This is a genomic window from Planctobacterium sp. R6 (assembly GCF_055755215.1).
The window spans coordinates 129,195-152,190 of record NZ_JBVTQY010000005.1; the positions used below are offsets into that span (position 1 = coordinate 129,195).

Genomic DNA, 22,996 nt, shown 5'->3' on the forward strand with positions numbered 1-22,996 from the left:
TCAGGCGATTTCGTTGATGATTCGACCAACGGTCTCGTTGGCAACATCCAACACCTTGGTGGAAGCCTGCGCATTATTCAGGTTGTTCACCAAAGACAGTAAATCACCGGTCATTGAGTCGCCACCCGAGGGCAATAACCTCGACACGCCGCCCAGTTGTTGCGTTGCCACATCAGACAATAAATCACTGGTGGTGCGCAAAGACGCCTGTTTTTGCGCCAAACTAATCGATGTCCCGGCGATATTGTCTGAGGCACGTTGTACCCCCAACACACCAGACAAGATAGCGGAATTGACGCTATTTCTTACATCAAAAGACATACACTACTCCTATTACCTCATGTTTAATTATTATACAAATCAGTAAAGAAATAAATCCTTTGATTAGGCTATGTTTAGATTAGCTGCAGCGCGGTTATAATATTTTTGACTAAAAATCGGCCATAAATTGATTAAAGATTTCCAAAAACTGCCGGGGATGGGAGATAAAAGGCGCATGCGATGCTTTATCGATGATGTGGACGATTGCATCAGGGTCCAGCCTCTGAATTTGTGCCGCGCTGGCTTTGGGCACTAAGCTGTCCTGACTGCCGAATATACGCAAGGTTTTGGGCAACTTCGATGGCAGTAACGGGCGCAAATCTACATTGTGCAGGTAATCTAACCCTTGTGCCAGGGCACCATGATTGGCCATGCCACCAGCGTGTACCTGTTGCCGGATGGTTTTAAGGTCTTGTTTGGCGGTTTCACTACCCATGGCCTGAATAGCTAAAAACCGATCCAGGGTTTTCTCAAAGTTTTGCAACAGTTGCACCTGAAATCCTTCCAGCACTTGCGGTTTAATTCCCGGCCACTGATTTTCCTGCATAAAACTGGGGGTACTACAAATCGCAATCAGGCGCTGCACGTGGCATTCGGGATGAGATGCCAGATACTGTGCAACAAGCCCCCCCATCGACCAACCAGCCAGCGCTGCACCTTTCGGAATATAGGGGATAAGCATCCTGCAGTAATGCTCAAAACTCAGCTCCTGCACCTCTATGTGGTTATTGCTGCCAAACCCCGGCAGATCGATAAATCTCACGGCATAATGCGCGCTTAACTGGGGCAGTAATCCCCTGAAAACACCGCTGTTCACCCCCCATCCATGCAAAAAAACCAGTCGCGGTTGAGGGTGAAAATCCTGTACTTTTAACTGCAAAATAGCGCCTGCTGATAGTGTAATATTGAACCCTGAGCCTATTCAGGGACTGACATTTTATGCTGACCAAAATAATAACGCGAATGCGTGAACACACCAACCATTGCTACTTATGCCAACAACCGGGCAGCGATGCGGTTTGTCAGGTTTGTCGGCAAACAATTGCGGCATTTGGAAGCCCTGAAGAAGACCTTGATTTTCTCAATGTACAACCCAGGTTTTCCCGGTATCTCCCCAAATTAAGCCACCTGGATACCCTGTGTATTGGTCCACATCATGGGGTATTACAAAGACTGATCAGTTTGCTGAAATACCAATATAAAATGGAGATTGCCAACTGCCTGAGTCGGTTGCTGCTCACCAGGATTCAGCGCTGCTATGCCAACCTGCCGCTCCCGGAAGCCTTAATACCTGTGCCACTGCACCCTTTAAAAAGGGGGCGCCGGGGATTCAATCAAACAGAACTCATTGCACAGCATCTGAGTTCGTCGCTGTCTGTACCGGTATTAACGCGGCTCATCCAGAAACGCTTTGTGGGCAAAGCACAGGCCGGGCTGGATGGCAGACAACGCCGTCTGGTATCCACCAGACAGTACCGGGTGGTTCAGGCACAAACGCTACGCCAGCTGAACCACGTTGCCATCCTTGATGATGTGATTACTACGGGAACCACCATGCGCCGACTCTGTGACCGACTCACCGAGGTCAATCCCGGGATTAAGATTGACCTGTGGAGTTTATCGGTCAGCCTTCCACATCAATGAAGTGGCTCAGGTATATCGCATTGCTCAACAATCTGCGGGTACCTAGCCAGTAACCTCTGAAACTGACATTGTCAGAAAACGCGATCACCCGGCCATCACCTTTAGTGTGGGCAATAAGCATCGATGAATCCGCAATCAGACTTTCAATTTCATCGGAGGCATAACCCGCCAACAATGGTGCCTTTTGATAGATAACCGGACTTACAAAGGGCTCCGAGGCTTTGCGCATGATCACGGTACTATTGCGAAAAACCGGCAGAGTCGTCTTATCAAAGCCAAATAATAAGGGGTGGCTCAAGTCTACATTGGTATTAAACACGGCTCCGGCTACGCGCTTTTTCCCCGACAAGGCTTCCTGATCGGCAAACCCCAGCTTGCTGGTATCAAAAGCGGCATCAATGGCGTCATCGTCTTTAAATTTGGCTTTTAACCAGTCTTGCTCTGCGGCCCACTCTGCAGCGCGCTTTTGCGTGATCAACACGCCACCTTGCTCCAGCCAGACTTTGATTTTTTCATTGCTCTTGTCGGTGATGCTTCGGTAGTTGCCATCAACCGCGATAATGTGGCTGTAACGACTCAGGTCAGTGCCTGAAAGACGCTGAATGTCAATGATACTAGGAGCAACGCCGACATATTGATCCAGATAGTGCCACACTTCGCCAGCCTCATATTGAGACACACCGGCACCACCCAGCAACAGAATTTCCGGCTTGTTGACTACGGCAACGTGACGACTGCCCAGATCAACACCTTGTGGTGTCATGCCGGACATCAATCCATGTAACTTCACATTGAGTTGCGCCGCTCTGGCGATCAGCTCCTGTGCAATATTGTCCGGTTGCTGCAATCCCATGGGTAACAACACTGCACCGGGTTGGAAGATAAACTCGCCGTCCTGCGTTACACCGGTGAAGGCTTTAACCGACTGTTTCACCAAAGCCCCTTTTTTCAGCAGAAACTGCAATAATGCCGGCGCATCAGAATCCTGCCAGTTAAACGCCCAGGCCACAGCATCAGCATTATAGTCTGGTGATTTTACCTGCAACTGTGTAACAGGCTGGGCAATAAATGGAATTTTACGCCAGCGACTTTTCTCAATGGGCGTGAAATCGTAGTTGAATGCCAGTGCAATATTCCAGTTAGATACGTCGTAGAAGGTATTGTCTTTAAAGCGCTTTTGCGTTGAGAACAGTGATTTAATCAGGCGGTACTGGGCTTGTCTGCCCGGCACAAAAAAGCTCTCGCCGGCCACAAAGGTGGTATCGTCAATTTTAACGTTTTTCGACAGTGGATAGATATTCACCTGATGCCGTTGCAATACATCCAGGAAATAACTAAACCGGCTGGCATCTTCACCCGGAGTTACCATAAAGCCTGCCACATCATCGTCCAGAGCTTCTTCGGCCGTATCACGTCCGTAGCTATCCTGAAAATCCAACATGGCATGTTTGTTTGCCATGGCGCCCGCAAAAGTGGACAGTGACAAATTAAACTGATTCTGAATTGCCTGTGAAAAGGCCAACGGACCGTTTTCAGACTCCTGCAAATGTCCACGGGCGCTGGCCTGTTCAAACAGTATTCCGACACTTCCGTGAGCATCCGGATAGGTAGACCCTTTGCCGTAGTAAAAGTCGTCAAAGGCCTCCTGAGTAAAATACAGGCGCTTGTCGGAATCCATTTGTTTGGCGTGAAATCCGGCCAGGGCATTGGTCAGTTCAATATTTTTTAGTGGTGTGTGCGGATTGGTCCGGGAGGGAATTCCCGGCTGAAAAAAGTAAGTACTGTTGGTGCCCATCTCATGAAAGTCGGTTAAAACATGGGGCCGCCACTGGTGAAACTGCTCAATGCGGGCCTTTGATTCGGGGTGAGTAAGTAATAACCAATCGCGATTCAAATCGAACCAGTAGTGATTGGTTCTGGCACTCGGCCACCCCTGGCGGTGTTCCCGGTTTTGCGGATCAGACACCAGGTTCAGACTTTTGTGAGAGTTCGCCCAGTGTGCGAATCTGGCCAGCCCATCCGGGTTTAATGACGGGTCAAGAATAACCACACTTTGGTCCAACAGCTGGTCGATTTTCTCACCCTGCGCGGCCGCCAGATAATAGGCCAACAACAGTGCAGCATTGGAACCACTGGGTTCATCACCATGAATGCTGTAACCCATCCATAGTACCAGTGGATAACCACTGAGATCCCTTTTTTCCTCGTGGGATTGCCAGTTTTTCAGGTGGGTGGTTCTCAGGCTCTCAATGTCGGCCAGGTTTTTCGCATTACTGATATGTAAATGAATTAATTTACGCCCTTCATAGGTGCGACCGATTTCCTGCAATTGCACCCGCTCCGACTTTTCAGCCAACAATGTCATATAAGCCAGTAACTGGTCATGCCTGACATGCCACTCTCCTACTGTGTGTCCCAGCACCTCCTGAGGTAAAGGGATAGCCGGATCATAACTGACATCTTTGGGCAGATATTCCGAATCATGGCTGTAGATACGAGACATATCGGCACTTGCGGCACCGGTCACCAGAAGTAAAAAGAAACAGGATAAAAAACGTATTGTCATTGAATATTAAGCCTTTAAGTCATTGCCTTAACCATAAGGGAAACTTTGCCGATAGGCAAAAATTGTCTAAAAGAGTCGATTACTTGAGTGTTTTACTCAAGTATTTTTTGTTAGAATTCTCATCAGTTTATATTTTGGTTCCCGTTATGATAAATATTTCCGAGTCTGCACAAGCTCATTTTCGCAAATTACTGGAAACTCAACCGGAAAACACCAACATCCGGGTATTTGTAATCAACCCAGGTACTGCCTCGGCTGAATGCGGCGTTTCTTATTGCCCGGCGGATGCTGTAGAAGATTCCGACCAACATTTGCCCTTTGACGGTTTTGAAGCCATTGTCGATTTAGAAAGTGCCCCGTACCTGGAAGAAGCCGAAATCGACTTTGTCACTGACCAAATGGGTTCGCAGCTTACCTTAAAAGCGCCCAATGCAAAAGCCCGCAAGGTCGCTGAAAACGCTCCCCTTAAAGAGCGCATTGAGTATATGCTGGTATCAGAAATCAACCCGCAATTGGCCAGTCATGGTGGTCAGGTAATGTTGATGGACATTACTGATGACGGTATTGCCCTATTGCAATTCGGCGGTGGTTGTAATGGTTGCTCCATGGTGGATGTCACCCTGAAAGAAGGCATTGAAAAACAAATGCTGCAACAATTTCCCGAGCTGAAAGGGGTTAAAGATGCCACTGAACACGAATCCGGAGAGCACTCTTACTACTGAGTTATCGGTGGCATGTCGTTAACAGTTGAGCAACGCATTGCACTGCACCAGTACTGGACCCGGTTTATTCAGGGGTTGATGCAATTTGTAGCTGGTAGCCTGTTGCTCTTTGCCGGTTATTTGTGGTGGATTTGGTTACAGGTCCCCGCAGCGCTACTGATGTTGTCTGGCGCGGCTTTTGCCATCTATGGCTATACCGGCATATTGCGTTTTCGATTGATAGCTTCCTTTTCGCTTCGCAGCAAATCAAAAACCAACGACCCTCAATAATCCTGACAAGCGCGATCAGTCAGCCTCAAGTTGCGCTTTTAATGACAGAATAACGGCTGCCAGCTCATTGGCGTGCTCACTGTCCGCGATAGTATCCATTGCCAGACGTTCAATTTCAGCGGTCACCCTGGTGATTGCATCCAGCTGAAAGGAACGTGCGGTTGAACTCAGACTGTGGGCCAACAATGCCACATGGCGCCAGTCCTGACTAAAGAACGCATTTTCCATCACCTCCAGTCGCTCCGGCAGATCGCGTTTGAACTGTTCGATAAAACGCGCTTTTTCACTCTGATGTGAGGACCTGCCAGCTGAAGGCGGTGTCAGCTCCGGTAAATACATAGCCAGCTTTCGACTAAACTCTTCGCGCTGAATAGGTTTGCTGAGATGATCCGTAAATCCTTTACTTATGTATTGCTCCACTTCGTGTTTCATCGCATTAGCTGTTAATGCAATGGTTGGGATGTCAATGTGGGCTTCCTGCAACCGGGTAACCGCTTCTTCCCCGCCCATCTCGGGCATGTGTATGTCAGTTAAGATTAGATCAAACGAATTCGCTGTTGCTTCGTCCAGTAATTGCAAACCATTTTCCACAGCCACTACCTCAAGCCCCAATTTGTGCAGCATCATGGTGATCAACAGACGCAATTCTTTCTGATCTTCTGCCAGCAACACTTTGCCCGTCAGTACCGGTTGCACCGGCTTTTGAGCTTTTTGACAGTGAATGACGTTTGCATAGCAAAGCTCGTCGCTGACCGGCTCAGCATTTTCTCCGGTGCGCAACGCGATACTGGCGCAAAAGTCACTGCCAATACCGCTGACACTGCTGACTACCAGGTCACCACCTAATTTTTGGGCCAGGTATTTGGAAATATTAAGGCCCAATCCGGTGCCGCCAAATCGCCGTGTCACTGACACATCTGCCTGCTCAAAAGCACTAAAAATACGTGTTTGTTGCTCTTTACTGATACCCACGCCGGTATCAATCACGTTGAACTTTAACGCACCATCGCTTTCTGCCACCAGCAACCGAATCACGCCTTCTTCAGTAAACTTAACGGCGTTGTTTAGCAGATTCAGTAACACCTGTTTCAGGCGGGTAGGATCGCTGACAATGTGGGAAGGCAAAGGAAATTGCAGGCCCAACTCAAAGGCAAGATTGTGCTGCTCTATTTTAGGTTTAATGAGGGAAATGAGCTCTTCCAGCAGCAAAGGTAAGCAAAACTCAACACACTCTACCTGGAGTTTTTTGGCTTCGATTTTAGATAAGTCTAAAATATCATTGATTAAATTAAGTAAGTGCTTACCACTGTTAGATATGATATCTATTGCCTGGTCATTATCCATGCCGGACAATTCGTCATTTTGCAACAGCTCGGTATAGCCAATAATTGCCGTAAGCGGCGTGCGAATTTCGTGACTCATGTTCGCTAAAAACCGGCTTTTCGCCTGATCCGCCTCTCTGAGTTTAACCGACAATGCCCGCAGTTCCTTCGTTTGACGAATTAATTTCAGATGCGTAGCAATGCGGGTTTTTACTACTGCGCCGTTAAAAGGTTTGCGGATGTAATCCAGCGCACCGAGGTCCAGGCCGTATTTTTCGTTGTCTACGGTATCCAGACCGGTAATAAAGATAACTGAGGTGTCTTTTAACTGTTCATCCTGCTTAAGCTGTTTCAACGTCTCAAAACCATCCATCTCCGGCATCACGATATCCAGCAAGATTAAATCTGGTTTTAGTTTGCTGGCTTTCCACAAACCCTGTGTACCGCTTTTGGCCACGGCAACCTCAGCTTCCGAGCTAAGTAAATCAGACAAAATTTTAAGATTGGACTTTTCGTCATCTATGATGAGGATTCTGGGTCTTTCCAAAGGCTCAGTGATTGACATAAGCGTTACTCAACCTGTTCCCAGCACACGGCAGTATCTGCCGCTTGCTGTGCCTGATTTAGTTTTTGCCGAACTTTCAACATAACCTCATCCAGAGTAAGTGACATGCTGGCCCGCGCGGTAACTCCTCCCACCGAGACCGTTACACCAGCGACTCTGCCCGTCCCGCCCGGCATTTTTAGGCCGCTAATGGCGCTGAGGCATTTTTCTGCAGCTGTTTGCGCTCCCTGGCGCTCTGTACCCGGCATTAACAATACAAATTCCTGTCCACTGAAACGCGCGACCAGGTCTTTGGCACGGCGTATTTGTTGCGCCAATTGGCTGGCAACTTGTATCAGTAGCTCGTCTCCCGTGGCATAACCGTGCATTTCATTAAACGCCTTAAATCCATCCAGATTTAACAACGCCACTGAAAAATCACCGCCATAACGCACCGCAGCTCGCCATTCAATATTGGACACATCTTCATACTTTCTTCGGTTGCATAAGCCCGTCAACGGATCAATTAAGGCCACCTGCTCTAACAACCTTTGTTGTTTCACTAGCTGCAGATGCAGTTTTACTCTTGCTCTGACCAACTGCTCGTGTATCGGCTTGATAATATAGTCACTGGCACCCAGCGCCAGGCCTTTTTCTTCAAACGTTACATCGGTTAATCCTGTTATAAAAATAACCGGGATCAGTCGGGTGCCGGGCGCGGCTTTTAGCTGTTTCAGGACTTCAAAACCATCCATATCCGGCATTACCACATCCAACAATATGATGTCCGGTAACGCCCTGGCAGCCTTTTCCAGCGCCTGTTTTCCACTTTTGGCCAGCATGATTTGCCCATCACCACCAAGAAACTCGGACAGGATCTTTAGATTCGACTTTTCATCATCGACGATGAGTATTTTTGGCTTATCGGACAACATATATTTTCTGGCTCTACAGTCCGTTAACGTTTATTTTCCCGCAGCCACACTTGTAAAAAGTCAGCCGCTTCCTCAAATTCCATTTCAGCAATCAGTGCATCAATGTTATGCAACATTTGACGTTCTGCTTCAGTACTGCATTGCTGGTGTAGTTGCTTAATTTTAGCCTCGACAGAAAAGTCCGATGCTTTTAATAAGGGTAGCATTGACTCGGGATAAAAACTGCCCTCTTTGTTATTTTCACTGTAAAAGTTCGCGGCATGCAAGTCTACCTGCTGAAGCTTTTCTGCTAACCCCTTGTGCAGCTCCATCACTTCTGCCATCACCCTTTCAAGTTCCAGAATAAAATCGTCCCCTTCCCGAATTCGCGGCTCGATCATAGCCAATCGGTGAGACAGTCTGAATCCCCCAATGTAGGCTATGTTGGATTTCAGGGAGTGGACAATGCGATAAATTTTCTGTCGCTCGGAGGCGGCGAAGTGTGCCATCAGTTGCTCATCGACGCCGTCATAATCCCGGACAAAATCCTGCACCAGATTACAATACAGTTTGCTGCGCCCCTGAATACGCTCTAACGCAGTGTCCAGGTCCAGCGCAGTAATTTCTCTGAACAGCGCCAACGCATACTTTTCATTTTCCGACTGCCCCGTATCCTGGTGCTCCAGGGGCGCGCTCGCTCGCACGGTTTTTATGTCACTACCGGTGATAAACTCACTCATCACTGAGTACAGCTCCACCGGGTTGATAGGTTTTGCGATGTGCGCATTCATGCCTGCCGCCAGACTGCGCTCTTTGTCTCCTGCCATTGCATGGGCGGTCATGGCTAAAATTGGGATGTCCGAATTAAATTGCCGGATCCGTTTTGTGGCTTCCAGACCATCGATTTCCGGCATCTGAATATCCATCAAAATCAGGTCATACTGCTTTTGTTTAACGGCATTGATTGCCTGCTGACCATCCTGAACTAAATCCACCTGAATGCCGGTTTCCTGTAAAAACTCCAAAGCAACCTGTTGATTCAGCTCATTGTCTTCGGCTAATAACACCCTAGCATGACTGAAGTCAGGTATCTGCTCACTGGCGGACAGAGCCGCGTCATCACGACTATTGGCACCCAATGACTGTTGAATGGCGTCGATTAGATCCGTCGGATTCACCGGTTTTTCAATGTATCGGTCGATAATGTTATCAACATCAATTGCTTTCAATGCTTCCTTATCATAGGAGGTGATCATCAGGATATGAGGTATTTTTCCGCTGATATGCTCCCTGATTTTCCTGGATGCTGTGATACCGTCCATACCGGGCATTTTCCAATCCATCAGGATGATGTCGTAGGGTTGCTGCCTTTTCTCTGCTTTGCTGACCAGTTGCAGTGCTTCTTCACCACTGGAAACAGTGTCAGACTTTATGCCCAGGGCATCCAGGGCATCGCTCATGACTGCGCGTGCAACTTCCATATCATCCACCACCAGCGCATGTAAATCCGACACATCCGTGTGACTGGCCGGGGCCAAATCTCCGGCTGCCACCTGCAACTGGATGGTAAACGTAAACTCTGACCCCTGACCCGGTTCACTTTTTACCGCAATAAAGCCGTGCATCAGTTCACAGAGCTGCTTACATATCGCCAGACCAAGCCCCGTTCCCCCATATTGACGGGTAACGCTGTTGTCTGCCTGACTAAAGGATTTAAACAGGCGTCGGGTTTGCTCTTCACTCATGCCAATGCCACTGTCCTTGACACTAAACTCCAGAACCAAAGTCTCACCCTGCTGCGACACCCTGGCGACGTTTAAATGCACATACCCCTGACGGGTAAACTTGATTGCGTTGCTCACCAGATTAATAATAATTTGCTCAATGCGCAGCGGATCACCGATTAAACTGTCCGGGATTCGGCTATCCACCGACAAAACAAACTCCAGGTGCTGTTCGTGCATTTTGTGATTATTGAGATTAACCACCCGCCGAAGCGATTTTTCCAGACTAAAAGGTATGGTTTCCAGGGTGAGTTTTTGCGCTTCAATTTTTGAAAAATCCAGAATGTCGTTGATCAACGTCAGAAGCGACTCAGAAGAACTTTGTATTTTTTCCAGATAATCTCGTTGCTCCGGATTTATCTGTTTTCTGAGCGCTAACTTCGACAGACCGATTACCGCATTCATTGGGGTGCGAATTTCGTGGCTCATATTCGCCAAAAAGTTAGATTTGGCGGCCGTGGCTTCTTCAGCTTTTAATTTTGCATCAGCCAGTTCAATGGTGCGCTCATCAACTTTGCGCTCCAGGTCGCGATTATTGATAAGCAGTTGTTGATTTAGGCTGGCATTGTCAAACAGGATAGCGGTCTGATTGGCCAGTAGTTGCAGTACATCAATTCTGTCAGAGGTGAAAAACCCGGTAAAATCGCTGTGCTCTAAATAGAGCACGCCGCGTAATTTACCCGCTACAATAAGCGGAATAAACAACATGGAGCGCGGCATAAGACGTAAACTGCGATTCGCTGCCGTTAGCTTAGGCTCTGTGGCACTATCATCCACCACATAAGGTAATTTTGTTCTGGCCACGTAGTTGAGCAAGGTTTGTGGTACCTGTTCCAGCGTCAGAGGTTTAGGATACGCTCCCTGAACCTGGAAACTGTCGTCTTCCTGAAACAATATACAGCCCTGCTGTGCGCCGGCATTTTCCACAATAATGGTCATCATTCGGATCAGAAACGCGTTCAAATCGATGGAACCACTCAGGGTTTCTGACGCCTTCAGCACCGACATTAAATCGAGGTTTTTTTCGGACTTTGCTGCAGGAAGCAGCTGTCCGGTGGGGAGTTCCGGCTGATCACTGAGTTGCGGATATTCGCCTGACAGTTGTGCCACTCTGCCATGAGCTTGCCACTGCCGGTAGCAGGACAATGCAGCCTGGAGTTGGCCAAACCCCTGTACCTCATCATCCATAGCCAACCAGTAACTGGCATAAGCTTCTCTGGCCAGGCCTAACCAAAGACACTGTCCTTGCCGCTGCGCCTGTTGAATCGCCTGACGATAATGCCACCAGGCGTCTTTTTCACCTTGACTGGCCCGCCATTCTGCGCAAAACAACTGATACTGAGTCAGAAAATTATCGGGATTCAGGGCTGACCAGGTGGCTAATTGCTTTTCGATACTTTGCAGCTCAGTTTCGGTTGTTCTCTTTGTGGGCTGTCGCAGCAATACCAGTCCCGACAACGCGATATAATCCACCAACCAGGGCACACACAGCAAATCCTCACCGACCTCTCGCCAGCGCGTTGCATAGTTGGCTGCTGCCACCGCATCATTATCCCAATAGGCCTGCAATAGCCGGGTAAAATGCCAGCCAAGGGTAACCATGCGGGTTTGCAGGTTAGCGGTATTACCTATTTTCTCGTCAGTCGACTTTACGTCCGGGCTATCCGGTGATGGAGCTTTCAGGTATCGCAACAATTCCAGCCAGGGTGCCGCTCCCGTGGATACAGCGGGCAGATTTTGCTCCTGTAGCAAAGCCGCGAGCGATTCAAACAACTGCGCTGGTTTATCTAACGCGCTGTCAGTGAATATTGAGTAAACCGCATTACACAGCATACTCTGCGAAATAACACTCCCCTGGCCCTGTTCAAAGCTATCAGCGCCCAACTCCTGCAACGCCTCGCGACAGTGAAGTAGCGGTAAGCTCCAGGGAGCAACAAAGGCATAATTTAAATAGCTGATTTCTGCCTGCCTGCGGTTATTTTCCGTATTTTTTTGTGCCAGCGTTTGTGCCACGTTCACAAAGGCAAATGCTGACTCATACTGCTGATAAACCCTGGCTAAAATAAGTGCATGTTGTGCAAAAAATTGTGCCGCATAGGTCGAATTTCCCCGGAGTAAAGACAGTTTAATGGCAACCGCCAGCACCTGCATCAATGGCACAATTGACAATTCCTTCGCCGCGTTTATCAACAGCGACAATAGCTGGCAATGGTGTAAATGCAGCGATTCATCGCAAAAGGGGCGATGTGCTATGTCAATGATGGCCGAGCTTGGATAGTCTGCTTCACATTGCAAATACGTCTGTTTTATATTGTCTAAATCAACCTCCGGGAATATCGCCCCGACAACCGTCAATCCGGTGTTGAATGCCTGTTGATACTGTGCCTGCAACGTGAGGTTGTGCACCTGCCAGAGTACCGCTTTTAACTTGTCAGCCGAATTCAGACGGAACTGTGTTAACAGGTTAAGCAAATGCGCCACCTGCGTACTGTCCTCTTTTAACAGCAGGTGTGTTATCGCCTCGTCAAACAAACCAAAGCAGCGCGTATATTGTTTGTGCCAGATGTCAGGGTTCAGTGCATTTATACCCTGTAACTGATATCCCAAACGACGCTCGTTATCTGTTACTTGACTGGCTGCCTGCCAGCAATAATCGATAAATTCAGCACCATCTGCCAGGCCCTCGTTAACCGGATTCTCGGGGGCAAGGTCAATCCAGTTTAATACGTTGTCACGCAGCCACGCTTTGGACTTTATCCTGAGGTAGGTTTTGGTCAGCAAATTTCGGAACATTGCTTCGTCATGCTCCGTTTCCAGTTGTCGGGCGGCCATCTGAATTTTGAAATGGGAAAATTGATATTGAACTGTACCATCGTCGCTTTCAGTGTTACGCCAAATACCCTGGGCAATCAGTTCCTCAGTAAAGGCTCCAATTGCCCGGTTACTCAAGTCGCTGATGGCGAGCAGGATGTCCATGTCTATCTGATCCGAGAAAAAAGAAGCGGCTTTAAGAATAAAACACTGCTGCGGTGACCACTGTGACAATCCGGTGATCGCAATATCCGCAACATTCTCAGTAATATGAGACGCGTTGATCTTATCCAGGTCCCAATTCCAGATGTGCTCTTCGTCCTCAAAAATAGCGCCATCGTCGACCAGCTGCTGCAAAAACACTTTAACGAAATAGGGGTTTCCCTGTGTTTTTTGAAATACCCTGTCGGCCAGCTCTTCGAGACTAAAATTGGTCTCCCAGAATGTGTCTTCAACCAGGTTTTTAGCTGCTTCCGCAGTTAAGGGATGTAACGGAACCTGTAGTAATTCAGAATCAGGCTTCTGCAGTTCAGCACAAAAGGGGGTGGCCGAAGCGCAGCTCGTTTCTGGTTCTCTGTACAACAACAGCACCCCAAAACGTCCTTTGCGTGCCGCTCGCAGGACGTCAGTCAGGAGGTCTTCACTGATACTGTCCAGCCATTGTGCATCTTCAAAAATGAGCATCATGCCGTGCATCACCTCAGACAGGCAAAACAACAGCTCCATGACTTTTTTATCAAACTGGCCAGCAACCTCGGTCAGCGGTTCAGCGTCCTGCATCAAAATGACCTGCAAACTGGGAAACAGAGTCAAAAGTGGTTGAAGTGTGTCGTCGGGTAATGTTGACAGTTGTTGGCGCAGCAGGGACAAATGCTCGTCACCGAGCAAGAGGGATTTTTCCAGTAGGTTATTTGTCACCCGATGAATTGCCGACTGTTGCCAGGCGCTGGTGACTTTTTCTGCGGCTGCCAGCCCATAGGCACTGCCCGCGTCGGTGATCCGGGAGATAAACTCCTCCACCAGTGCTGATTTGCCCACGCCCTCTTTGCCACTCACCACAACACAGCGTATCTGCTGGCTTTTTAACAGCGCCCCATACCAGTCATTGAGCCGTTCCAGCTCAGACTCTCTGCCGTACAGGAACTGTGGGAACAACAACGCCGTACTTTTTTCAGAGCGGGCAATGGTAAAAGGCGCAATATCGCCATTTTCCCGCCATTGATTTAAACATTCCTGCAGATCCTGTTGCAATGTCCGGGCATCGCGGTAACGGCTCTCCGGTGCCTTGTTTAGCAATTTGCTGATAATGGTTAATATCATTTCAGGTATTGCAAACACCTTGCCCGGGTCAAACTCAACAGGCCGGGCAATGTGGGCATGGATCATTGTCAGCGGATCAGAATACTGGTAAGGGTATTCCCCCAAAAAAATGCGATAGAAAATTGTGCCCAGAGAGTACAAATCTGACGAAACATCCGGGAGCCTTTCAGTACGCCCGGTGATTTCAGGAGATACCGTCAACAGGTTGGCATGGCTTTTCAACGTCTCCAAAATAGTATTATTCAGGGCCGCTGCATTGAGCAGGTGCCAGCTACTGATTGTTGTCACCCCCCATGTTGTTTCATCCAGGATCAGCGTATCCGGGTCGACGTAACCACAAATCAGGTTATGGTGATGGAGACTGGTCAAAAACTCAGTCAAGGCAAGACTTAATCTTAGCTTGTCTTCAGTATTCCAGGTGTGTTGCTCCAGAAGCTGAGCAAAGGTCACACTACCTGACACTGCGGGGTAAAGCGCGAAAACATCCTCTCCCTCAGTAAATCGTCTGGCCGGTGCGATGGCCTCATCAGGTAAAGCGTGTGACTGGGTGGTTTCGATTTCTATAGGATGATGGGTAACAGACACTGCTCCTTTGGCCTGTTTTAGCCAAAACAGATTTTGTTGCGCATCCCTGACCTGGGTGAGAAACAGATCACCACTTAGCTTTGTAAATTCTTCCAGTTGTTCAAGCTCTGATAGCACAGTGATATCCTCTGGTCCTTGCTGTCCTGTTATGAAGTAAAGAACAGTACTCACATTCTTGCAACGTCGCCGACACCTGTGTGTCTGGCAAAGGCTTAGTTCAGCTCAACACAGGCACCTGACTGTTACGATGGGCGATAAATCCGGTAGTAAAAATGCGTCCCTAACAACAGTCCCCGTGCCAGTAAAAAAATCATGAAACTTTGCCATAGCACGGTGGCGCTCATCGTGTCCAGGTGCAGTAGCTGCCAACAGATGGCCAACACTACGCTGATCACCATAGTAACAAACATTGGCTTTGCCCTGGTCATACCCACGTATAAGCCATCCAACAAAAAACTCCAGTGCGCGATAAGAGGCAACAATACAATATAGACTTTAAATGCCTGAAGGTTCTGAATTACTGTTGTTATATTGGTGAGTAATTGGCTGATTTCATAAAAAAATCCCCAAAAAATGCCGGTGTAAAGCACCGCAAACGCGGTAGAAACCAACAAGCTGATATGCGTCCATTGCCTTGCCTTGTAGCGTTGCTGTTTTCCGATCGCTTCGCCAAACAGTGCTTCGGCAGCATAAGCTACACCATCCAGACCCAGCGCAATCAAAACAAAAAACTGCATGAGCAAAGCATTGGTAGCCGCGGTTAACTCGCCCAACTGCAACCCCATAAAGGTAAATATCGCCAGGAAGAGTTGCAGAAACACATTTCTGAGAAACACATCGCGATTTAACGACAAAAACGCCTTAACTTTATTCTGACAAAGACGGATATGGTGACGCCACTGTGGAAATATTTTCGCTATCCACTTCAGTGACAACACCAGTATCACGCATTCACTGATCACAGTGGCCAGAGCCACACCAGTGACATGCATAGACAAACCGATAGCCAACAGCAAACTCAAAACAATATTCAGCAGATTGGCGATCAACTGAATCCACATCACTTTACTATGCTGTTTACGCCCCAACAGCCATCCCATCAGTACCAGATTTGTCAATGACACGGGAGCGGCAAAAACCCGTATGTAAAAATACGCTTGCGCCACCGACACCACCTGAGGGTTGCTGCCGGAAAAATACTTGCCCAGTTGAAACAGTACCGGGCTTAACAACCAGATTAAAACCCCCAGCAGCAACGCCAGCAAAATGCCGTTATTCAGTATCGAAGCGGCTTCTTCGCTGTTATCACGGCCTGATGCCTGAGCGCTTAATCCGGTAGAGGACATTCTCAAAAAGCCGCATACCCAAATGAGTTGGGTTATGATGATGCCGCCCAGCGCAACGCCTGCCAGAAAGTGAGTACCCGGTAAATGGCCCACTATCGCGGTATCCACCAATCCCACTAACGGCGTGAAAATGTTGCTGATAATCATCGGCACCGCTAATGCGGTGAAATAACGTATTGCGTAATAAAAAGTCAAACTGTTACTCTTATTTTTCTGAGCAGGAATATTAAGGGGCGAAACAACAAATGACCATGAAACATAAAATAGCAATGCTTTTACTCTGTGTATTTCAATGGACCGGCCTGTCCGCCAATGAGAACGCCAGTATATTGCTTTATCATCACGTCAGCCATGATACCCCACCTTCCACTACGATTACCCCGGAAAAGTTCTCACAGCACATGGCCTATCTGCACGAAAACCACAAGGTGATCAGCTTAGACGAGCTGGTGAACAACCTGATAAAACGCCAGCCATTTCCGGACAATGCCGTTGCAATTACCTTTGATGATGGCTTTCGCAATATCAAAGAAAACGCCCACCCGATACTGAAAAAGTACGGCTTCCCCTACACGATTTTTATTAACCCTTCGGAAGTGGGTGTCGGCCCCAGTCATCTGGATTGGGAGGAGCTCAAACAGTTATCCGCAGACGGAGTACTCATAGCCAACCATTACTGGGATCACCGCCACCTGCTGCAAAATGCCAGGCAACCCGGTTGGCTGGCCGAAACCAGGCAACATATTCTGGATACCGAAGCGGCAATAAAACAGCACATAGGCCATAGCCCGGGGTTTCTGGCCTACCCTTTTGGCGAATTTAACGCCGACGTGAAAGGTCTTCTGAAAGAATTAGATATCATTGGCTTTGCACAACACTCCGGTGCAGCAGGATTTGTTTCGGATCTGCAGGAGATCCCGCGCTATCCGGCGGCTGGTATTTACAGTAATCTGGCAACGCTGAAAACCAAACTGAAGTCACTTGCCATGCCGGTAACCTCAATATCCATCAACGACCCGGTATTTTATCAGCCACCTGGCTTAACATATCAGATGCAAATCGATACCTCTGACTTCAATCCCGCGCTGTTTAGTTGTTATTTCAATGGCGATAAAATCGCCACTGAGTGGCAGGGTAATCAGGTCAGCATTTCAGCCGACAAGATACTTAAGCCAGGCCGTTCCAGAGTCAATTGCACTGCGCCCAGTAAAACGCATTCAGGAAGATACTACTGGCATTCGCAGCCCTGGTTTGTGGCCACAGCAGAAGGTAATTGGCTGGATTAATCCCTGGCCTGGTAACGGGCCATAATCAGCGGCATATCTGCCAGAATTTGCTGAGCATCACTGATGGCCAACTGGCCGGGCTTATGGTCCGGCTTGAATCGCCCAATTACGTGTCCATCCGGATTGACAATCACCATAGAGGCACTGTGATCCACCAGGTAATCGGGTTTATCCGTGCTTTCTGCAATAGCGTAAGCCATGCCCATGCTGCGAATAAATGGGAATAGTTGCTTGTGCTCCGCCGTGGCGGCATAAAAATCAGGATTAAAAAATTCAATGTACTGCTTCAACCTGGCCGTATCATCCCTGCCCGGGTCGACAGAGATAAACAAGACCTTGACCGGAGGGTGTTCGCTTAACTTAGTCAGCTGAGGGTAAATGCGCTTGAGTTCAGCCAGGGTGGTGGGACAAATATCGGGACACCAGGTATAGCCCACAAACACCAGAGTCCACTGGTCTTTAAACCAATCCGGCGTAATTGTGGAACCGTCGTGACCGTTCAGTTCGCCGTCATTCAGCATTCTGGGTGCCGGATACATCTGAGCATAGGCAGGTTCAGATACTGAAGGCGGCGCGATGTTCAGCGCTAACCAGACACCAGCGACTAACGCGATTACCGCGATGCTTCCCAAAAAGACAGGTTGTTTCATAATACTAACTTGAAGTAGTGATCCACCAGTAAAACAATGAACAACAGCATCAGATGCAGAATAGAAAACTTGAAGGTGTTCATGGCGGTTTCGTCTTTGGCGGCGTATTTCAGTTTCCAGGCATAAACCAAAAATGCAACGTTGAGCAATGTCGCCCCTACCAGATAGATCAATCCGGTCATGCCCACCAGGTACGGCATCAGACATATCAGTCCCAGCAGCACCGTGTAACCCAACACTGATGTTTTGGTAAACTCAATACCGTGAGTTACCGGTAACATGGGAATTTCGGCTTTGGCATAGTCTTTTTCGCGATGAATGGCCAATGCCCAGAAGTGCGGCGGTGTCCAGGTAAAGACGATCAGCACCAACAACAGCGCGTTACCGTGAATTTCGCCTGTCATGGCGGTCCAACCCAACAGGGGTGGTGCCGCTCCGGCAAGTCCACCAATCACGATGTTTTGTGGGGTAGCACGCTTGAGGTACATGGTATAAATACAGGCATATCCCACCAGACTGGCAAACGTCAGCACCGCTGTCAGCCGATTAACAAACACTTCCAGTATGCCGTACCCGACAAGGCACAGTAACAGGGCAAAGAGCAATGCTCTTTGCGGGGTTACTTTGCCTTTCGGTACAGGGCGATTGTAGGTACGGGCCATCTTGGCATCGATTTTCCGGTCCACAACGTGGTTTATTACCGCTGCGGACGAGGACAACATCCCAATTCCCAACAGACCCGCCACTAACGGCACGATAGGCAACGCCCCCTCTACGGCCAGGCACATCCCAACCAATGCAGTCAGTAATAACAACAAAACCACTTTGGGTTTTGTCATTTCATAATAATCTCGCCAACCTGCGCCCTGCCAGGCATTTGCAGGAGACCCATTTTTCGCAACTTTTTCCATAAACTCAGGTCTTTCTGTAGAGTGTGTAATTCAATAAAATCAGTGTCAGTAGTAATAACGCCGCAACGGCATTGTGGGCCACGGCCACCACTATGGGCAGACTAAACACCACATTAGAGACACCCAGGCCAATCTGCAAGCCCAGTACTGAAATCATCAGCACTGATTGATTTTTAATACGGTCAGAAATAGCGGCAGTGTACAAGCGTACGCCCAGCCAACATAAATAAATGAAAGTCACCAGGGCACCAAAGCGATGTACGATATGCATAGTCATGCGTTCGTCATAAGGGTGCGCTCCAAATTCGTAATTGTCTGCTTCCGGCACACTAAACGCACCGGAAAAGTTCAGTTTTTCGTACCAGGCCCCTTCGCAGACGGGTAATTCAGTACAGGCTAACGCCGCATAGTTCGCCGAGGTCCAGCCCCCCAATGCAATCTGAATCACCAGAATAGCTAAACCCAGCAACGCATATTTACCAAAACGTCGTACCCTGGGATCTCCCCCCGGGATGCGGTAGGGTTTCAGCCTGAGATGCAAAAGAAAGAGTAAGGACAACAGGGTAAAACCGCCTAACAGATGCCCCATTACCACCACCGGCAATAAGTTCATGGTCACTGTCCACATCCCCAGGGCCGCCTGAAAAATTACCAGCAACAGGATTAAAAAAGGGAGTTTGACGGGGGTATGTTGGCGGCGATTTTTAATTGCCAGAATAGCAATCGCCAGAATCAATAAGCCCAGTGTACCGGCAAAATAGCGGTGTACCATCTCTATCCAGGCCTTGCGGGCTTCCAGAGGCCGGTCGGGAAAGGCAGATTCAGCCCTGGCAATCGCATCATCGGTCTTGGGCACAACCATGTGACCGTAACAGCCTGGCCAGTCTGGACAGCCCAGTCCGGAATCTGACAACCGGGTATAAGCCCCAAGCACGATGACCACCAGGGCGAGAAAAATACTAACTTTGACGAGATTTCTCATAAAATTGGCTCTACCCGATTCGGGAAAGTTTCAGTAACTTCCTCAAGTCGGCAAGTATATCGCGGCTATTTAATACCGCTTGTTGTTGTTCGGAGCTAAGAGGGTAACGAAGAATTACGTTTCCTAGCGTATCAGCAATAAAAATACCACTAACGGTTTGCTTTTTAAACACCTTATCCAAATAGTCAGATTGCGTGTTCAGCAGCACAAAGTGTGACTCAGCGGAAAGCGACGCCACCGCGTTTGTATCACTGTCTGGCATAATCAGGACAGTAGGAACAATGCGGTCCTGCTCTTTTCCTGCGGCTATCCACACCTGATTAAGACTGTAAATCGCATTTTTACAGCGGGCATCACAATTGGCGGGTAAGACGTACACTAAGCGCCAGAATGGCTTTTCTCCGCGCAATAACTCCGGCATTTCGATAGCGGGATTGAGCAATTCACCTTTGTTGGTCGCCCCCTTGTTAAACCAGTCGCCTTGCAATGCAAACCAGGCCAGTACAACCGGTACTAAAAAAACTAAAACAAAGATAATTAATGTTTTGCGATTATTCGATTTGTTGTTGTCGCTCATCTTTCCACTTTTTCCTCAATGCCAGGATGAATACCAGAATGCAGGCAATCGCCAGCAATAACCATTGTATAGCGTATGCAATATGTTTTTCCGGAGACAAAGTTACAGGCCGGTAATTGTTCTCCAGAGCAAACTGTTCTGTCGGTTCAACATACCCCATTGCGGGAATGAAATCACGACTGAGCCACTGCCCCATTAACCGAATATCCGGTTGTTGAATCAAAGCGGGCCAGTTGCCCTGAGATTCGCTTTGCTGAATCAGATTGTTCAGGCCAGGCAAATACAGAACAACCCGCAATTGCTGCACCCTTTCAGGCAGATTAATTTGCGGCAATGTCCGGCGAAAATCGGTATCGGCATGCCATCCAAAGTTAACCAATATATCACCTGCTGCGGTTTTCACAGGAGCGATGATTTCATATCCCACTCGGCCTTGCAGTACCCGGTTGTCCCAATAGAACAGGTGCTCACTATCAACAACTCCGGAAAGCATAAGCCGCTTAAAGTTGTTGTTACCAGGTGCTGCCAGCGCGGTCAGCAGGTCGCCATAAACCTGTTGATTTGAAGCGAGATCCTGCTCCATCAACGTTTGTTTTTCCTGTGCCCGTGCAAACTGCCAGGCGCTAAGTTTCAATAAGATGACAAGCGCTATAAAAGTGATTAAGGTAGGGATAAGGGGTAACTTTCTCATTAAATATTTACAGTAAAAGAGGCACTGAATGACCGTTAAAATTATTGTAGCACTGCTCTTACTTTTTATGATTTACAATCTGTTCAGAGCCATGATGATAATGTTAAAAAATGAGCCCGGACAAGGCTCTATGACGAAATTTATCGGTAGAAGAGTGATGACCTCTGCAATTATCATCATCTTGCTGATTATCGCAGTGGCGACGGGGATCATTACGCCTAATCCCCGCCCTTATTAAACAGAGCCTGTTAACCGGTGTTGTGTATACCTGTAACCAGGAGCAGCAAGCCTTATTTAAAGAATATAAACAAACACAAACAGACACACCCAGACCACATCAACAAAGTGCCAATACCAACTTGTGGCCTGGAAAGCGAATTGATTATCGGGTGAGAAATGCCCCTTCAATACCCGACCAAACATGATGATCAGCATCAGGGTTCCCAGAGTTACGTGCAATCCATGGAATCCGGTCAACATAAAAAAGGTGTTGCCGTAAATGCCTGAATCCAGTTTTAACCCCATATCCTGGTAAGCGTGAATATATTCCACTACCTGAAGATACAGAAACGTACAACCCAGTAAGATGGTGATTCCGAGGAACAACTTAAGCTTACCTCTTTCGCCTTTTTCAAGGGCAACATGTGCGATGTGAGCTGTAACTGATGAAACCAACAAGATAATAGTGTTGTAAAGGGGTAATCCGGTCCAGGGCATGGCTTCCGTGGTTGTGCCACCCGGGGTTTCCACCAGCGGCCAAATTGCTTCAAAAGTGGGCCACAAGACTTCGTTGGTCATGGCGTTGTTTGAAGCACCTCCTAACCAGGGAACAGCAATGACTCTGGCGTAAAAGAGCGCGCCAAAAAATGCAAAGAAAAACATCACTTCGGAAAAAATAAACCAGGACATCCCCTGTCGGTATGAACGTCCCAACTGGGCACTGTGCATACCTGACATGGATTCATCGATCTGATTCTTAAACCAGCCGACCAGCATAACCAGCAAAACTACAAATCCCGCCAGCAACATCAAAGCGCCGTTGCCGTCAGTGCCTTTTTTCATTTCAATGACGAAGTTACCCGCGCCAAGCGCCATTAAAAATAGGGCAACAGCGCCCACAAATGGCCAGGGGCTTTGATCAGGAACATAGTATTTTTCGTATTGTTGTTCACTCATTTTAATCTCCTTTAACCACGGTTCATGGCAATTTCTTGCGCATCCGAAGTTACGTCATACAAAGTATATTGCACTGTAAAAAAGTTAATGTTTTTTGGAAGCTCCGGGTCCACATAAAACCGCATTGGCATCACTGTTTCGGCCCCCGATTTAAGGGGCTGTTGCTCGAAACAAAAACACTCTGTTTTGTTCAGGTATATTGCTGCGGTTCCGGGGGAAACAGAGGGGACAGCCTGCCCCACAATATCCCGTTGCGTCGGATTCTTTGCATAGAAGTCTACCTGGTACATTTCACCGGGATGAACCTCAACGCGGCGCGTCTGTGTCTCAAATTGCCAGGGCATACCGGTATTGGTTCGGGTGATAAACTCCACTGTCACCAGGCGGCTTTTATCCACCTCTATATTGGTGTATACCGCCGCCTCATTAGACGTTTTTCCATTGATGCCGGTAACTGCACAAAACACGTCATACAGGGGGACCAATGCGAACCCAAAACCAAACATGCCAAAAACCACAGCCACCAGTTTGATGACAACTTTCTTGTTTTCGGCCTGCCGTGAATGACTCATAT

19 protein-coding genes are annotated in these 22,996 nt (G+C 48.2%); 5 read left to right on the forward strand and 14 right to left on the reverse strand.

Annotation, left to right across the window (positions count from 1 at the left end):
- A complete protein-coding gene (locus tag AC0J20_RS05375) occupies positions 1 to 321 on the reverse strand; it encodes a hypothetical protein (RefSeq protein WP_229529720.1) in 321 nt (106 codons plus the stop codon).
- A 109-nt stretch (positions 322 to 430) separates the two neighbouring features.
- Positions 431 to 1,201, reverse strand: coding sequence for a pimeloyl-ACP methyl ester esterase BioH (gene bioH, locus AC0J20_RS05380; protein ID WP_473020913.1), 771 nt, complete (start codon positions 1,199 to 1,201; stop codon positions 431 to 433).
- Positions 1,202 to 1,260: 59 nt separating this feature from the next.
- Between bioH and AC0J20_RS05385 the strand changes: the two genes are divergently transcribed.
- A complete protein-coding gene (locus AC0J20_RS05385; protein WP_473020914.1) occupies positions 1,261 to 1,965 on the forward strand; it encodes a ComF family protein in 705 nt (234 codons plus the stop codon).
- Here the strand turns inward: AC0J20_RS05385 and AC0J20_RS05390 are convergent.
- On the reverse strand, positions 1,946 to 4,531 hold the full coding sequence (locus tag AC0J20_RS05390) for a M14 family zinc carboxypeptidase (RefSeq protein ID WP_473020915.1): 2,586 nt from the start codon (positions 4,529 to 4,531) through the stop codon (positions 1,946 to 1,948). The genes AC0J20_RS05385 and AC0J20_RS05390 overlap by 20 nt on opposite strands.
- A 146-nt stretch (positions 4,532 to 4,677) precedes the next feature.
- On the opposite strand from AC0J20_RS05390, the gene nfuA reads away from it, so the two are divergent.
- Positions 4,678 to 5,253, forward strand: a complete 576-nt coding sequence (gene nfuA, locus AC0J20_RS05395) for a Fe-S biogenesis protein NfuA (protein ID WP_229529716.1) — start codon at positions 4,678 to 4,680, stop codon at positions 5,251 to 5,253.
- Between the two features lie 12 nt (positions 5,254 to 5,265).
- The gene (locus AC0J20_RS05400; RefSeq protein WP_473020916.1) at positions 5,266 to 5,523 is read left to right on the forward strand and encodes a hypothetical protein; all 258 of its coding nucleotides are present in this window, start codon (positions 5,266 to 5,268) and stop codon (positions 5,521 to 5,523) included.
- Between the two features lie 15 nt (positions 5,524 to 5,538).
- Here AC0J20_RS05400 and AC0J20_RS05405 read toward each other — a convergent pair whose 3' ends face one another.
- The 4 genes from AC0J20_RS05405 to AC0J20_RS05420 all read right to left on the reverse strand — a co-directional run bounded on the left by AC0J20_RS05405 (position 5,539) and on the right by AC0J20_RS05420 (position 16,344).
- Complete coding sequence (locus tag AC0J20_RS05405) at positions 5,539 to 7,410, reverse strand: response regulator (RefSeq protein ID WP_229529714.1); 1,872 nt, start codon at positions 7,408 to 7,410, stop codon at positions 5,539 to 5,541.
- 5 nt (positions 7,411 to 7,415) lie between these two features.
- A complete protein-coding gene (locus tag AC0J20_RS05410; RefSeq protein WP_229529713.1) occupies positions 7,416 to 8,324 on the reverse strand; it encodes a diguanylate cyclase in 909 nt (302 codons plus the stop codon).
- A gap of 23 nt (positions 8,325 to 8,347) precedes the next feature.
- Complete coding sequence (locus AC0J20_RS05415; protein ID WP_473020917.1) at positions 8,348 to 14,920, reverse strand: response regulator; 6,573 nt, start codon at positions 14,918 to 14,920, stop codon at positions 8,348 to 8,350.
- A gap of 125 nt (positions 14,921 to 15,045) precedes the next feature.
- A complete protein-coding gene (locus AC0J20_RS05420) occupies positions 15,046 to 16,344 on the reverse strand; it encodes an MATE family efflux transporter (protein WP_473020918.1) in 1,299 nt (432 codons plus the stop codon).
- Positions 16,345 to 16,400: 56 nt separating this feature from the next.
- On the opposite strand from AC0J20_RS05420, the gene AC0J20_RS05425 reads away from it, so the two are divergent.
- Entirely contained in the window at positions 16,401 to 17,435 is a 1,035-nt protein-coding gene (locus AC0J20_RS05425) for a polysaccharide deacetylase family protein (RefSeq protein WP_473020919.1), read from the forward strand.
- Here the strand turns inward: AC0J20_RS05425 and AC0J20_RS05430 are convergent.
- Genes AC0J20_RS05430 through AC0J20_RS05450 form a run of 5 tightly spaced genes read right to left on the reverse strand, consistent with a single transcriptional unit; the run spans position 17,432 to position 21,246 of the window.
- The gene (locus AC0J20_RS05430) at positions 17,432 to 18,085 is read right to left on the reverse strand and encodes an SCO family protein (RefSeq protein WP_229529709.1); all 654 of its coding nucleotides are present in this window, start codon (positions 18,083 to 18,085) and stop codon (positions 17,432 to 17,434) included. The two genes, AC0J20_RS05425 and AC0J20_RS05430, sit on opposite strands and share 4 nt — an antisense overlap.
- Entirely contained in the window at positions 18,082 to 18,996 is a 915-nt protein-coding gene (cyoE, locus tag AC0J20_RS05435) for a heme o synthase (protein ID WP_473020920.1), read from the reverse strand. The genes AC0J20_RS05430 and cyoE overlap by 4 nt, the downstream gene beginning before the upstream one ends.
- Positions 18,997 to 19,000: 4 nt before the next feature.
- Positions 19,001 to 19,978 (reverse strand): COX15/CtaA family protein, encoded by a 978-nt coding sequence (locus AC0J20_RS05440; RefSeq protein WP_473020921.1) that lies wholly within the window; start codon positions 19,976 to 19,978, stop codon positions 19,001 to 19,003.
- A gap of 10 nt (positions 19,979 to 19,988) precedes the next feature.
- Positions 19,989 to 20,555, reverse strand: a complete 567-nt coding sequence (locus AC0J20_RS05445) for a hypothetical protein (RefSeq protein ID WP_473020922.1) — start codon at positions 20,553 to 20,555, stop codon at positions 19,989 to 19,991.
- On the reverse strand, positions 20,530 to 21,246 hold the full coding sequence (locus AC0J20_RS05450; protein WP_473020923.1) for an SURF1 family protein: 717 nt from the start codon (positions 21,244 to 21,246) through the stop codon (positions 20,530 to 20,532). The genes AC0J20_RS05445 and AC0J20_RS05450 overlap by 26 nt, the downstream gene beginning before the upstream one ends.
- Before the next feature lie 28 nt (positions 21,247 to 21,274).
- On the opposite strand from AC0J20_RS05450, the gene AC0J20_RS05455 reads away from it, so the two are divergent.
- Positions 21,275 to 21,484: a DUF2909 domain-containing protein gene (locus AC0J20_RS05455; RefSeq protein WP_229529704.1), complete on the forward strand. Its 210-nt coding sequence runs from the start codon at positions 21,275 to 21,277 to the stop codon at positions 21,482 to 21,484.
- Positions 21,485 to 21,540: 56 nt separating this feature from the next.
- Here AC0J20_RS05455 and AC0J20_RS05460 read toward each other — a convergent pair whose 3' ends face one another.
- Positions 21,541 to 22,422 (reverse strand): cytochrome c oxidase subunit 3, encoded by an 882-nt coding sequence (locus AC0J20_RS05460; RefSeq protein ID WP_229529703.1) that lies wholly within the window; start codon positions 22,420 to 22,422, stop codon positions 21,541 to 21,543.
- Between the two features lie 11 nt (positions 22,423 to 22,433).
- Complete coding sequence (locus AC0J20_RS05465) at positions 22,434 to 22,994, reverse strand: cytochrome c oxidase assembly protein (protein ID WP_229529702.1); 561 nt, start codon at positions 22,992 to 22,994, stop codon at positions 22,434 to 22,436.
- Positions 22,995 to 22,996: the final 2 nt, after the last annotated feature.